The sequence below is a fragment of the Anaeromassilibacillus sp. 1001302B_160321_C8 genome (assembly GCF_015554745.1).
Lineage (GTDB): Bacteria > Bacillota > Clostridia > Oscillospirales > Acutalibacteraceae > Anaeromassilibacillus > Anaeromassilibacillus stercoravium.
Window position 1 is genome coordinate 71133 of record NZ_JADNJD010000001.1, and the last position, 13622, is coordinate 84754.

Here is a 13622-nt window from a genome sequence, read left to right on the forward strand (position 1 = left end):
ATGTGCTGCCCGGCGTAAAGCGCTTTATAAGCTATCCTTGCCGGCATTGATAAAATCGACGCCTCCGCCATAGGGATGGAACACAATCCCCGTCACGCCAGGAGCGGTGGCAAAATAGTGGCTTTCGTAGAACAAGGGGTAAAAGATACATTGCTCGTTGAGGTACCGCTCCATTGCGGCGCAAGAAACAGCGGCCTCCGTACCGCTCTGATTTTCCGCATTGGCGAGGTTTTCGTCGAACCCTGCGGAGCGCAGATGGGCCGGATTGTTCGGATTATCGCTGCGGAACAGGTTCAGGACGGCCAATGGGCCGGACGATTCCGGCGTAATGGAACAGATGGCGATCTGGTAATTCCCCGAAGAAACCCGGGACGCCAGTTCGTTGTCGCTGAGCGGTTCCATATTAAAATAGTCGTCAAATTGTGTATTCCATTCGGTCAGCATCTCGTTGACCATCAGCTTGACATCCGGATCGTCCGGGCACAGGATGGTCACCTTTGGGAGGGCCTCCAAGCCCAGCTCCTGGATACCGGCGGCCAGATACTGCGCCGCGGCTGTATCCTGTAGGGGATAGAAAGCGCCGCCGCCCGCCAATTCGCGATAGACGTGCCCGAAGAGCTTTGTGTCCGGCGGGATGATGTTTTCCGCGGCCGTTGCGCCCTCCGGAAGATGGGCCAGGACCTTTTCACGCGAAAACGCCTGGGTAAAGGCCTTGCGGATATTGAGGTTTCGCATCACCTCATCTTGCGTGTTGAAGCACAGCCCCCACGTGGTGTCTTCAAAGCCGGTCACAGTGCAGCCCGCTTCCTTGGCCTCTTCGACCAGGTCGGAGGGCATGGCGATGGCGTCCACGGTTCCATCCGTCAAAGCGGCCACGGGGTCGGAAACATCGACCTTTTTGTTGCCAATACTGAATTTGACATCGGACGGAAGCGGTTTGCTATTGCCGGAATAGCTGGGAGAGCGGCGCAAATTGATGTAGGAACCGTGTTCCCAGCCGTACACGCCGTCGATGGCAAAGGGGCCATTGCACAGCAACGTAGAGCGCTCCAAGCCGTAGCGTCCGCCTGTGGTGAGGAAAAAATCCTTGTGACAGGGCATGAAGACGGCAGAAGCGGTACGCTCCGGGAAGTCTTCGCAGGAATATTCCAATTGCACCGATAGGGTATGGGCATCCAAAGCGGAAACCCCCAGCTGCTCCACCGGCAATTCCCCGGCATGGACGGCGCGAGCGTTTTGGATGCAATACATGGGGCTGCATGTGGTCGAATTGGTTGCGGGGTCCAGCGCACGCTGGAAAGCATAGACGAAGTCGTCTGCGGTTACGGGTGTATTGTCATCGTCGTTCCAAACCGCGTCCTCACGAAGTTGGAAGGTGAATTGGGTAAAATCGGCGTTGGAAGTCCAACTCTCCGCCACACCGGGCACAGCATTGCCGTCGGCGTCCAGGCGGGTTAATCCCTCAAAAAGGGCCTGGATGAGGATGATGCCGGATTCATCGGCGGCGATTTGCGGATCGAGCGTCTCCGGCTCCGCGGCCAGATGGTATTGGAAGGATTTGTTTGCATTGCTGGGTTCGTCTTCTTCACATGCGGCGAAAGAAAGCAAAAGGATCACACACAAGAACATTGCCGCAAAACGTTTCATTCCGTCACTCCTTCCCGTTTTTCATTTATTCTAACATCTTTTCTGGGGCAATGCAATGTGGATACAGAATTGTCATAGAAACGTAAGCTTTGCGTAATCCAATGCCGGATGGAACCGAAAAATTGCCACTCGAAAAGGATTCGAAAAAATGGAAATGCTCCTATACAACCCCCGTTTCATAGGGTATAATAAATGTGTGGGAAACATGCATCCCACAAAAAATATTTATGACTAAGAAAAATCGGAATGGAGGTCAAAAGGATGAGCAAAGAAGTCAAGTTTTATATTTGCAAGCACTGCGGGAATATTGTCGGGTTGATTCATGATTCCGGCGTGCCGCTGGTTTGCTGTGGGGAAAAAATGAGCGAATTGGTCCCCAACACCACAGAGGGCGCAACGGAGAAGCACCTGCCGGTGGTTGAGATGGATGGGAATGTTGTCAAGGTCAGCGTGGGAAGCGTTGAGCATCCATCGACGGAAGAGCATTATATTGCTTGGGTATATCTGCAGACGGCGCATGGCGGCCAGCGCAAAGCCATCCAGCCGGGAGAGAAGCCGGAGGTATCTTTTGCATTGCAGGATGACGAGTTGATCGCTGTTTATGCGTATTGCAACCTGCATGGCCTGTGGAAAACAGAAATCAAGAAATAAATCTTTCTTTTAGAAATCCACACATAGGAAAAGGGCGTTTCCCGAGAAGGGAAACGCCCTTTTCCTGTTTGGAGGACGGATTGTCAATTTGTATTGTAGAACGGGATCTTCCAGCAACTGCTAGTAGGTCCGCGTTCCACAAGCTGGGGCGGAAGCCTGTTTCCTTCCGCCCCCTCTAACACAATGGGAAGAACGGCCGGTTTATTCCTCGATGAGGGAACGGCCGTCCATTTCCGCAGGCTGGGGCAGGCCCAGGATCTGCAGCATGGTGGGGGCGATGTCCGCAAGGCGGCCGCCTTTGCGCAGCTTCTTGCAGGGATAGCCGACCACACAGAAGGGAACGGGGTTGGTTGTATGCGCGGTGAACGGGGAGCCATCTTCCTCGTACATCTTGTCCGCATTGCCGTGGTCCGCTGTAATCAGCGCCACGCCGTTCTGCTTGGCGATCGCATCCAATACGCGCCCAACGCAGGTATCCACCGCTTCCACGGCGGCCTTTGCGGCGTCAAAAACGCCCGTATGGCCGACCATGTCGCAGTTTGCATAGTTCAGGATAATCACATCGTATTTGCCGGATTCAATGCGCTCGATCAACCGGTCGGTGACCTCGTAAGCGCTCATCTCCGGCTGCAAATCGTAGGTGGCCACCTTCGGGGAGTTGACCAGCACGCGGTCCTCGTTGGGATACTGCTTTTCGACGCCGCCGTTGAAGAAGAACGTCACATGCGCGTATTTCTCCGTCTCTGCAATGCGCAGCTGGGTCAGGCCCTTGTCGGAGATGTATTCGCCGAAGGTGTTCTTCAGGCTCTGCGGCTTAAAGGCCACCAGGACATTCGGCATGGTAGCGTCGTACTGCGTCATGCAGACGTATTTGACCGGGAAGAAGCCCTTCTTGCGCTCAAAGCCGGTGAATTCCGGATCGACAAAGGTGCGCGTAATTTCGCGCGCGCGGTCCGGGCGGAAGTTAAAGAAGATAATTGAATCGTCCGCGCCGATCTCTGCGCCCTCTGCGCAGACGGTTGGAACGACGAACTCGTCGGTTACATTCTCTTTATAGGAATCCTCTACTGCCTGGACCGGGTCGGCACACTGGATGCCTTCACCGTACGCCATGGCTGCATAGGCTTTCTCCACGCGCTCCCAGCGGTTGTCGCGGTCCATCGCATAGTAGCGGCCCATCACGGTGGCAATTTGACCCACGCCGATCTCCTTGAGCTTCTCGGCGCACTCGGCCACATAGTCTTTGCCGGAAGTCGGCGGGACATCGCGGCCGTCGAGCAATGCATGGACATAGACCTTTTTCAGGCCGCGGCGCTTGGCCAATTCCACCAGGGCATACAGGTGGGTGTTGTGGCTATGCACGCCGCCGTCGGAGAGCAGCCCAATGAGATGCAGCGCGGTCTTTTTCGCAATGGCGTTATCCACTGCGGAGATGAAGGCGGAATTCTCAAAGAAATCGCCATCCTGGATGGCTTTGGTGATGCGGGTCAGCTCCTGGTACACAATGCGGCCGGCGCCGATGTTGGTGTGGCCAACCTCAGAGTTTCCCATCTGGCCATCCGGCAGGCCGACGTCCATACCGGAAGCCCCGATCTGCGTGATCGGGTTGCTGCCGAAGACGCGGTCCAGGTTCGGCTTGTTGGCCGCCTTGATTGCATTGCCGTAATCGCCGCCAATGCCAAAACCGTCTAAAATCATCAAAATCAGAGGCTTTTTATTCATGTATGATTCGATCTCCTACTCTATTAAACATTGCAAGGAATTTTAGCCCTGCGTAGCAGCCTTGACAATCTCCGCGAAGTCTGCGGGTTTCAGGGAAGCGCCGCCGATCAAGCCGCCGTCCACATCGGGCTGCGCCAGCAGCTCCGCTGCATTCTTGGCGTTCATCGAACCGCCGTACTGAATCGTCATCGCATTGGCAGCCGCCTCGTCGTAGAGGCCCTTCACGGTCTCGCGGATGATGGCGCAGACCTCGTTGGCCTGCTCTGCGGTCGCGGTCTTGCCGGTGCCGATTGCCCAGACCGGCTCATAAGCGATGATCACGCGGGAGAGCTCGTCCTTGCTGACGCCCTGCAATGCGATTTTGGTCTGCATAGCCACCAGCTCGGCGGTGATGCCCTGTTCGCGCTGCTCCAAATATTCGCCCACGCAGAGGATCACGGTCAGGCCGCTGTCCAATGCAGCGCGCACGCGCTTGTTGACGGTGACGTCCGTCTCGCCAAAATAGGTGCGGCGCTCGCTGTGGCCGATGATGACGTATTTTACGCCCATTGCGGTGAGCATATTTGCGGAAATTTCTCCCGTGTAAGCGCCGGAAACTTCCCAGTGGCAGTTCTCCGCGCCCACGCCGATGTTGGTGCCTGCGGTTGCCTCCAGAGCGGTGGCGAGATCCACATACGGGACGCAAACAACGACGTCACAGCCTGCGCCAGCGACCAACGGCTTGATGCCTTCGATCAGCTCTTTGGCCTCGGCAGGGGTCTTGTTCATTTTCCAGTTGCCGGCGATGACGGCTTTTCTCAGTGCTTTGTTCATGGATGTCTATCCCCTTTTATATGATAGTCAAAAAAGAAGCCTCCGGCGGGAACCGCACAGCCGGGAACGAATCCCTGGCAGGCGGGAGTCCCCGCCGAAGGCGCGGATGCTCAAATTAGTCCTTATCGTTCAAGCAGGCAATGCCCGGGAGAACCTTGCCCTCCAGGAACTCGAGGGAAGCGCCGCCGCCCGTGGAGATATGGGTCATCTTGTCCGCGAAGCCGAGCTTCTCAACCGCAGCAGCGGAATCGCCGCCGCCGATGATGGAGATTGCGCCGCTGTCTGCAACAGCCTTCGCAACGGCGATCGTGCCGTTTGCAAACGCATCCCACTCGGAGACGCCCATCGGTCCGTTCCAGACCACGGTTCCAGCGCCCTTGATGGCGTCTGCGAACAGCTCGCAGGTCTTCGGGCCGATGTCCATGCCCATCCAGCCGTCCGGGATTTGGTCGGAATCGACAACCTTGTTCTCTGCGTCGGCCTTATACTCGGTTGCAACAACGTTATCCACCGGGAGCAGGAACTTGACGCCCTTTTCCTTGGCCTTTGCCATCGTGTCCTTTGCCAGCTCGACCTTGTCGCCCTCGCAGATGGAGGTGCCGATGGAATAGCCCAGTGCGTTCATGAAGGTGTAAGCCATGCCGCCGCCGATGATGAGGGTGTCCACCTTGTCCAGCAGGTTGGTGATGACGCCAATCTTATCGGAGACCTTCGCGCCGCCCAGAATGGCGGCGAACGGGCGCTTCGGGTCGGTGAGCGCGCCGCCCATGATGGAGATTTCCTTCTGGATCAGATAGCCGCAGACAGCCGGCAGATAGTCGGCAACGCCAGCGGTGGAAGCATGTGCACGGTGTGCCGTGCCAAATGCGTCATTGACATAAATTTCCGCCAAGGAAGCGAGCTCCTTTGCGAAAGCCGGGTCGTTCTTTTCTTCTTCCTTATGGAAGCGGACGTTTTCGATCATCTCGACCTCGCCGTCCTGCAGGGAAGCGGCGATGCTCTTTGCGCTCTCGCCGACAACGTCCTTCGCCATCTTGACTTCCTGGCCGAGTGCCTTGGAGAGGTATTCAGCGACCGGAGCGAGGGAATACTTCATGTTGAATTCACCCTTCGGGCGGCCCAGATGGGAGCAGAGGATGACCTTCGCTTTGTGGTCGATCAAATATTTAATGGTTTTCATAGCCTCGTTGATGCGCTTCGGGTCGGTGATGTTGCCCTCTGCATCAAACGGGACGTTAAAGTCGCAGCGGACGAGGACTCTCTTGCCCGCTACGTCGATGTCTTCGACGGTTTTTTTATTCAGGTAATTCATAACGTTTGCGCTCCTTTATTTGAATTTTCAGAGTCTTCTACGCTTGATTTTCAGTATACAATAAATGGGAATTATTTTCAAGAGAGAAGACCCGATTTTTGCAGGGTCTAAGGCGGTTTTCCGGCGCTTTCTGTCAATCCCAGGAGAGCCGGTGAAGCTGCCCGGCGCAGAGAAGATCCGGATAATTCCACTGCCGCAATACTTCATAGACGCCGACTGCCACCGAATTCGAGAGGTTCAGGCTGCGCGCGTCCGGATTGTTCAGCATGGGAATGCGGACGCAGTTATCCGGGTGCTGAAGGAGCAGCTCTTCCGGCAGTCCGGCGGTCTCCTTGCCAAACACCAGATAACAGCCGTCCGGATAGGCGACGCCGGAATGCACGTGCCGTGCCTTTGTGGAAAAATAGTAGAAATTGCCGCTGTTTTGCCTGAAAAAATCGGAAAGACTATCGTAATAGGTGATGTCCAAAAGATGCCAGTAATCCAGGCCCGCGCGCTTGAGCTTCCGGTCGTCGATTTTAAACCCCATCGGCCCGACCAGGTGAAGCCGGGCGCCGGTGGCCGCGCAGGTGCGGGCGATATTTCCGGTGTTTTGCGGGATTTCCGGTTCCACCAGTACAATGTTGAGTGTTGCCATGTTTTTCATTCTCCCCCGGGACATGCCCGATTTCAGTTTTGCTAAGATGCATGGCCATTATACCATCAATCGCCAGAAACCGCAAAATTTTGCAAAAGGACCGGAAACAAACGGAATCGATATTCATCCATAAGGAGGGGAAACTAATGCGGGGGAACACCCTGATCGAATTGTTGGAAAAATCGAATGCAATTTGGAGGTCGTATATGATGTATAAGGAAACGATGGGCTTTGTCAAAGGAATCGGCGCGGGTATTGTCGCCAGTGTTGCGGTGGCGGCGGTCGGCAGCCAAATGATGAAGAAGAACCGCCATCTGCGCCGGGATGCACACCGCGCTATGCATGCAGTCGGCCATGCGATGCAGAATGTGGAGCATATGTTTAAAGCGTAATTGCTTTGCCATAGCCGTTTCAGGGGCTCCGCGATGATAGTAGCTCATAAAAATGGCGGTATGCTGGGAATGGCTCCCTGCATCTGCGGAAGCAGAGGAATCTTGCTCCAAAGAAACAGCGGGGCCCCTGTCCAGGAAATCTCCTGGGCAGGGGCCTCGTTTCTTGTTTTGCTTGTGCAGCGGACCCGTGAAAAGGCGCTGTGCGTCTGAAATCCTTGCGGAACCAGCGCGAAACATGTATAATGACCTTATATATAATGATAGAGATAGAAAGCCTTTGCTTTCTTTGATTAAGGAAGGATCGACTATGCAAAGCGAAACGGACATCCTTTTTTATGCCGTGTACCATCGGGACTACGACGGCCCCGCCGCCAAGCCTTCCCTGCTGAGCCAGGCACGGCGCGAATGCTTTACACAGGACCGGACGGTGTCTGTGCGGGAAGAAGACTTCAACTCCGGCGTCAAGACGGTTTATCGTGGAAGAGTAGGCTGGCATCGCTTCACGTGGTCTGTCCGGCGCGGCGGCGCTTTGGTCCAGCAGGCTTTTCGCGGTGAAAATGGGTTTGAACTGGTTCATTTCGGGGAGCGCGGCGAGCCGGTGAGCAAAGCGCGTTTTTCGTTGGAATTGCGTTGGGAGAGCACCGCTTATTATATGGACGGCCGGAGGGACCAGCTTCCGGCGGCTGTGCTATCCCCGGTTGCAGACGGCCTGCTTTTGACGGAGTGGAACCCGGACAGCGGGAAATACAGCCGGATCAAACTGGTCCCCTGCGCGCTGCGCCGCGGCACGCCGGAACAAAGCTTGGCGGATGCGCGCTTGGGAGAGCCCCGCATCTGGGCGGAGACCTCGGAAGGGGATTTTTGCTACTGCACGGAGGAAGAAGCGGCGTTGCGCCGTTCTTTGGTGGAACGCCCGCCGGAGGCAATCCCTGAAGATCTTGTTTATCGCCCGGAGGATTCGGAAACCGGCGGGGAAGAGTCCGCCTTCGCAGGGTTTACATACATCGCCAATGATGCGGATACTCCTGAGACAGAGACGGAAACAGCGGGGGCGGAGCCCGAGGAGGCCATCGCAGAGGGACCCTCCCCGGAGCTACCGGCTTCAGAATCCCCTGCGGCTGCGCAAGAGGGGGACTATGCGGCGGACCATGAGCTTTTTTCCGCGGGCCAGGACGCTGCAAAACCGGCCCAGTGGGGTACGGCCTGCCCGCCGACTTTGGACGTTCCGCAGCCCTCCTGGCAAGAAAAGGAGCTTCCGCTTCCTGCGTTGAATTCCGGCCTTTCCCAGCTTTTAAAGTTGGTGCAAGCGGAGCTCAAGGCCCAGGAACAAAAGGAGCCGGAACCTGCCGCGGAGGAAAAGCCGGCAGAGGACGATGCGTTCGAAGAAGTCGTACGCCCGCCGCATGCGGAGCGCTACGCGGTGGCGGCGAAAAACCGGCACGGGATTGTTGTGCATGCGCCGGAGTTAAAGCAAAAAGCTTCGCAGCAAACCGGCGAGGAGGCCGATGGATCGCCAAAGCCCGCCGCTATGCCGGTCAAACGCATTATTATCAGTGCGGAAGAGAGTTATGCCTACTTTGGCGATCTTTTAAATGGAATGCGCGAAGGCAATGGGCGCACCGAGATGACGAATGGCCATACCGCCTACGAGGGCGGATATCATGAGGACAAGCGCGACGGATTCGGTACCTATTATTATAAGTCGGGCAAGCTTTGCTACGTCGGCAACTGGAAGGACAACCTGCGCCACGGGTCGGGGATCTCCTTTAGCTCCCATGACGGTTCCATTTTTGTCGGAAAGTGGCGGGATAATATCCCGACGGGATGCGGGACGGCCTTCGACGCGGAAGGCAACCTATTATATACGGGCGAATGGAAGGACGGCAAACGCGATGGGCACGGAACCGAATACCGGAATGGGGCGGTTCTATACGCAGGGGAGTGGAAAGACGACCTGCGCCATGGCAAAGGGACGCTGACATTGGCGAATGGGACGGTCATCACCGGCATTTTTGAAAACGGGAAAGTGCAGGGGTTGGACGATTTATTATAGGAGTATGGGGGTGAGCCGTTTTGCAATGGCTCGAACTACATAATGTAGAATATGGGGAATGCATTGTTTTGGGCGGTTCCCATCACGATATTCTGATGGTGGACTGCGGAAGCATCAACCAGAAGATCCGCGAAGGGGATTTGGATTTCAGCGCCTATGTGGACCCAACGTTGATGGAGCGCTATTCCGGCTGCTCAGGGCGTGAGTTTTTGTTGACCCATTATCACAGGGACCATCTCTGTGGGCTGTATCAGATGCTGTCGAAACGCGGCGGGTATTTTGACCGCATCCTTTTGCCGGTATCCCCGGCGGACGCGCGCGGGCAGCATTTGTTGCTGGATTTTGCTCTATTTGTCTATGCCTTTTTGCCGCGGCAGAGCGATTATGCGCAGGTCAATTTGAGCGCCCTGCGAATTTTTAGCCGCATTGCGAAAAGTGCGGGGGCGGACCGCGTCTATCCGATTGCGGGCGGCTCCAGTTTTTTGTTTGACGGCGTGACGTACGAGGTACTTTGGCCGGACCGGGAGGGGTACCCCTTTTCGGAGCTCTTCGCTTCGGCGGTGGAACAGTTAAACGTCTGCTTGGCTTCCCCGTTTTTGCCGGAGGCGGCCCGCCGCTTTTTGGAGCTCAAGGCGCGCTACGGGAAGGCGTATGACGCCTGCTGCCAATCGTCCCCCCTCCGGGCGGAAGGGATCGCGCAGTTGGACGCCCTTTTGGAGCAGATTGACGCGCTGCTTCCAGAGCTGCATCTTTTGCCGACTGCCCCGGACGTTGTACAGATTTTGACCGATCCGGGCACGACGGCAGCCTATTCCGATGAACTGAATGCGGCCAGCGTGATTTTCCACAACCGCCGTACAAAGGAAGCCAGCCTGGACGACATTCTGATGACGGGGGACGCGGCGCCGGAGAGCTTTGACGTCATTGCCGGCCGCCTATACCGCGACTATTATATTGTAAAGGCGCCGCACCATGGGACGGCCAGCCATTGGAGCCATTGGCTGGCGGAGATTTCTGCTTCCCATATCCTGATCAGCAACGGAGAGTATCAAAAGGGTGGCAAGATTGCCTCGGAATACGTGGATTTGCCCGCGGTGAAGCACTGCACGAACCGCGCCGCCTGCCCTTGGTATGCGTCGAGCGGCTGTTCCTGTAACCGCGTTGCCTGCTGTTACGATCTCCCCACGGGCGCAGGATTGACGATCAAATGCCCGCGCTGCCGCGACCGGAAGGGAACGGCGCCGTGCGGGATTTATATTGTTTCGCACGGGGGAGAACGCGCATGTTTGTGCGATGATCTCCCGGTTCAGTCAGGCTTATAAATCGGGAAAAGGCGAAGAAAGCGGCGTTGGCAGAAGCCTGCCAAGGCTGCCAATATTTTAGAGCAAACGCTGCCAAAACAGCAAAAACCTAGGATTCATGCGGCTTTTTCGCATAAAAATCCGAAAAATATTGTGATTTCCGCACTTGACATTGCGAAATAAATATCTTATAATCCAAGTAACATATGAGGGACGCATATGCGGGTTGTCTTTCTAGCGCCATCTAGGAGGGGCCTCCCCCATACCGTCTTAGTCAAGGGCTAATCCTGTTAATGTCCGTGACGTTCATTATGTTCATTTCTCTTAAGGCATGCGCAAATACGCAAACCACGATTTTTAAGGAGGACAAAAAGGATGAGAAAAATTACAGGAAAAGCTCTCGCAACAGTGCTCGCAATGGCATTGATTACGTCTAGCTTTTCGGGAACTTTTGCTTTCGCAGCATCCAGAACTGAGAAGGCTGGCAGCGTGTCGCTGGTGAACTCTGATAATGATGAGATCACTTTGGTAAAAGATACCGATGACGCAAACAATTATAAGTTTGATCTTATTAATTTTATCGGCGGCGTAGAGTTGACGACTGCGGATAAAGAAGAGTCTATTACAGTAACCGATGAAGACGATCTTTCTTTCCGTCATGCAAAGGGCGATAGCCTGATTTCTGTTAAAGATGGTAAGGCTAGAGTTAAGACCGATAAGACTGGTACTGAAACCATTATGGTCTATGCAGAAGGCGAGATTACCCGCGACGATAAGGATGTCACATTGAAGGGCCAGATCGAAATTACTGTTAATGTAGTGAAGAATGGTACTCTGTTTGTTGGCATTGTTGGCGAACCAGATGATGAGACCGGCGATAAAATTCCAAATTTGGAAGTTTCTTACAATGATCTCAATACCAAACAGTTAGGTGTGTATAGAGCAACTTCGGAAGCTCAGGCAAAGGATAGCAAGACGGACGGTTTGAGAGCTACCTATGAGCTGGTAACGACTGTTGATGGCTATGATGAGAAAGGTGAGCCGACAGGTGATCCGGTTCGCATTGAGGGCAGCACCAACAATAGATTTGAGTTGGATAAGGCTGAAGATGGCGAGTCCGTTACTGCTATGACAAACAAGGGCAAGGGCCCTGGCACCTTGAAGTTCACCATTAAGAGCGGCGGTAGTAAGAACTCTGATGGTGAATGGAAATTCAATGAAACAGAGGATACAACTACTGCAACCGTTCTGAAGAGAATTGATGTTACTGCGAATACGACTATCGATAAAGATGGTAGCAGCACAGATATTACTCCTATTCCTGATGGAATGAATGCTGACAGTAATGTGTCTGGCTATGACATTAGAGTGCTGGAAAACGGAGGCAAGTATGCAAATGTTTCCGTTACTGGCAGTGCAAGTGTTGGCGAAATCAAAAATGCTAACGAAGTAAACATCGAAGATAAGGCCAAGGTTGGTGACATTACCGACGCAAGTGGAAAGGTTGCTATTTCCGGCGGTACTGTTGGTGTCGTAGATGTTAAAGAGGATGTTTCGGTAAGCGATGGCCGTGTAACTTCTATTGAAGCTGATGGCGACATTGATCTTACTGGCGGCACAGTAAGCGGAGATGTTACGACTGATAAGAGTGTAACTATTGATGCGGAAGATGATGACATCAATACAGTTGTTTCTGGCACAATTGAGGCTCAGAACATTACTGTTGATTCCAGCAGTGAAGATGGTCAGGTTCAGTTGGCAAATGTTTTGCTGAAGGATGATGGCGAAATTACTCTGAAGGGTGACAACGTCAGTATTGCAAAGTTGGATTGTGCTTATAAGGGTAATGTTACCTTTGAAGGCTTCGAAGGTAAGCTGCCGAGCCTTTTGAACGCTCAGGATGTTACAGTCGACGAAGATACAAATGTTGTAGTTGAAGGCCCGGTTGTCATTGATTCCTTGGATATTGCCGATGGCGGTTCCATTGAATTCAGAGATACTGTCGAGGTTGCAAGCATTTCTGGCGATGGTAAGTTGGTTGTTGCCGCTGATAAGCTGTATGTAACTGATAGCATTTCCGGTGATGTAAAGCTCAGACTTGCTGGCTCCAATGTTAATGTTGGTGATGTAGCTTATAGAGCAGCTAAGGATGTTGGCTCTGTCGATGCTTTCGATGGTGTTGGATTTACACTCGAAAGAAAGTCTGTTGATACGAAGTCTGATTCCTTCCTCGTAAAGAGCGTTTCCTTCGCAGGTGTTGCTCTGGACAAGAGCGAAGTTACCATTGCTAAGGGCTTCTCTGACACTGTAACTGTTTCTAACTATCCGGCAAGCACTTCTCTGCCGGCGGGCGCTTCCGTTGTTTGGGATTACAGCGACGCTGACAAGGACGTGTTCGAGATTACTGCAGACGGCGCAACTCTGACCATTAAGGTTAAGGAGTATGACGACGTTTATGCAACTTCCAACAGCTTTGATCTGTATGCAACAGTTGTTGATTCCGACGGCGATGCACTCGAGGATTATGATTCCGCAGTTTGCACCGTAACTGCAATTCCGGAAGTTGTTGTTTCCAGCGACCTGTCCGGCATTGTTGAGGTTCCGCAGGGCTCCACGAAGGACTTCGTTGTGAATTCCCAGGTTGAGGCTCCGGTTACCATCGGCACTGGCAATGTTGCTGTTCATGCTCTGAAGACTCCGTTCGCAAACGGCCAGGCTACCTACACCATCAAGGCTACTGGCGCTGTTGGCACGACCGCTGGCGTTTATGCTACGGTTCCTGGCCAGAACGCTGTGAAGCTCTTCATCATCAAGGTTACGGAGCCTGTTGTGACTTCCGACACGACGGTTGACTTCAACCTTGCAGCTGGCAACCGCTATGTCTTCAAGATCACTGCTCCGTCCGCTCCGTCCTTCACGGTTGGCAACGGTGCTGTTCTGAAGACCCAGGCTGGTAAGATCGATGGCAACGACTACTACTTCGCAGTCTATGCAATCGGCTCCGCTGGCCAGAGCACCGGCGTGTATGTCAATGGCGTGAAGGTCTGCACGGTTACCGTGAAATAAGATCTTTCGAGATTGACGATTTAAGTTT

10 protein-coding genes are annotated in these 13622 nt (G+C 54.1%); 5 read left to right on the forward strand and 5 right to left on the reverse strand.

The features are described 5' to 3' along the window. Positions 1 to 24: 24 nt before the first annotated feature. Positions 25 to 1647 (reverse strand): peptide ABC transporter substrate-binding protein, encoded by a 1623-nt coding sequence (locus tag I2E77_RS00325; protein WP_195450392.1) that lies wholly within the window; start codon positions 1645 to 1647, stop codon positions 25 to 27. Positions 1648 to 1908: 261 nt separating this feature from the next. Here I2E77_RS00325 and I2E77_RS00330 point away from each other — a divergent pair, with 261 nt between their 5' ends. Beyond that, positions 1909 to 2298: a desulfoferrodoxin family protein gene (locus I2E77_RS00330; protein ID WP_195450393.1), complete on the forward strand. Its 390-nt coding sequence runs from the start codon at positions 1909 to 1911 to the stop codon at positions 2296 to 2298. 201 nt (positions 2299 to 2499) lie between these two features. Here the strand turns inward: I2E77_RS00330 and gpmI are convergent, their stop codons facing one another. From gpmI to I2E77_RS00350, 4 genes are all read right to left on the reverse strand, one after another. Continuing rightward, on the reverse strand, positions 2500 to 4020 hold the full coding sequence (gene gpmI / locus I2E77_RS00335; RefSeq protein ID WP_195450394.1) for a 2,3-bisphosphoglycerate-independent phosphoglycerate mutase: 1521 nt from the start codon (positions 4018 to 4020) through the stop codon (positions 2500 to 2502). Positions 4021 to 4062: 42 nt separating this feature from the next. Continuing rightward, positions 4063 to 4833, reverse strand: a complete 771-nt coding sequence (gene tpiA / locus I2E77_RS00340; RefSeq protein WP_087229801.1) for a triose-phosphate isomerase — start codon at positions 4831 to 4833, stop codon at positions 4063 to 4065. 115 nt (positions 4834 to 4948) lie between these two features. Beyond that, positions 4949 to 6145: a phosphoglycerate kinase gene (locus tag I2E77_RS00345; protein WP_279323466.1), complete on the reverse strand. Its 1197-nt coding sequence runs from the start codon at positions 6143 to 6145 to the stop codon at positions 4949 to 4951. Positions 6146 to 6278: 133 nt separating this feature from the next. Further along, positions 6279 to 6782: a tRNA (cytidine(34)-2'-O)-methyltransferase gene (locus I2E77_RS00350; protein WP_195450395.1), complete on the reverse strand. Its 504-nt coding sequence runs from the start codon at positions 6780 to 6782 to the stop codon at positions 6279 to 6281. A gap of 206 nt (positions 6783 to 6988) precedes the next feature. Here I2E77_RS00350 and I2E77_RS00355 point away from each other — a divergent pair, with 206 nt between their 5' ends. The 4 genes from I2E77_RS00355 to I2E77_RS00370 all read left to right on the forward strand — a co-directional run bounded on the left by I2E77_RS00355 (position 6989) and on the right by I2E77_RS00370 (position 13594). Continuing rightward, positions 6989 to 7174 carry a hypothetical protein gene (locus tag I2E77_RS00355; RefSeq protein ID WP_237966721.1) on the forward strand — a complete coding sequence of 62 codons (186 nt, stop codon included), beginning with the start codon at positions 6989 to 6991 and terminating at the stop codon, positions 7172 to 7174. 307 nt (positions 7175 to 7481) lie between these two features. After that, on the forward strand, positions 7482 to 9227 hold the full coding sequence (locus I2E77_RS00360; RefSeq protein WP_195450396.1) for a hypothetical protein: 1746 nt from the start codon (positions 7482 to 7484) through the stop codon (positions 9225 to 9227). 20 nt (positions 9228 to 9247) lie between these two features. After that, the gene (locus I2E77_RS00365; RefSeq protein WP_195450397.1) at positions 9248 to 10549 is read left to right on the forward strand and encodes a hypothetical protein; all 1302 of its coding nucleotides are present in this window, start codon (positions 9248 to 9250) and stop codon (positions 10547 to 10549) included. Positions 10550 to 10903: 354 nt separating this feature from the next. Next, a complete protein-coding gene (locus I2E77_RS00370) occupies positions 10904 to 13594 on the forward strand; it encodes a hypothetical protein (protein WP_195450398.1) in 2691 nt (896 codons plus the stop codon). Positions 13595 to 13622: the final 28 nt, after the last annotated feature.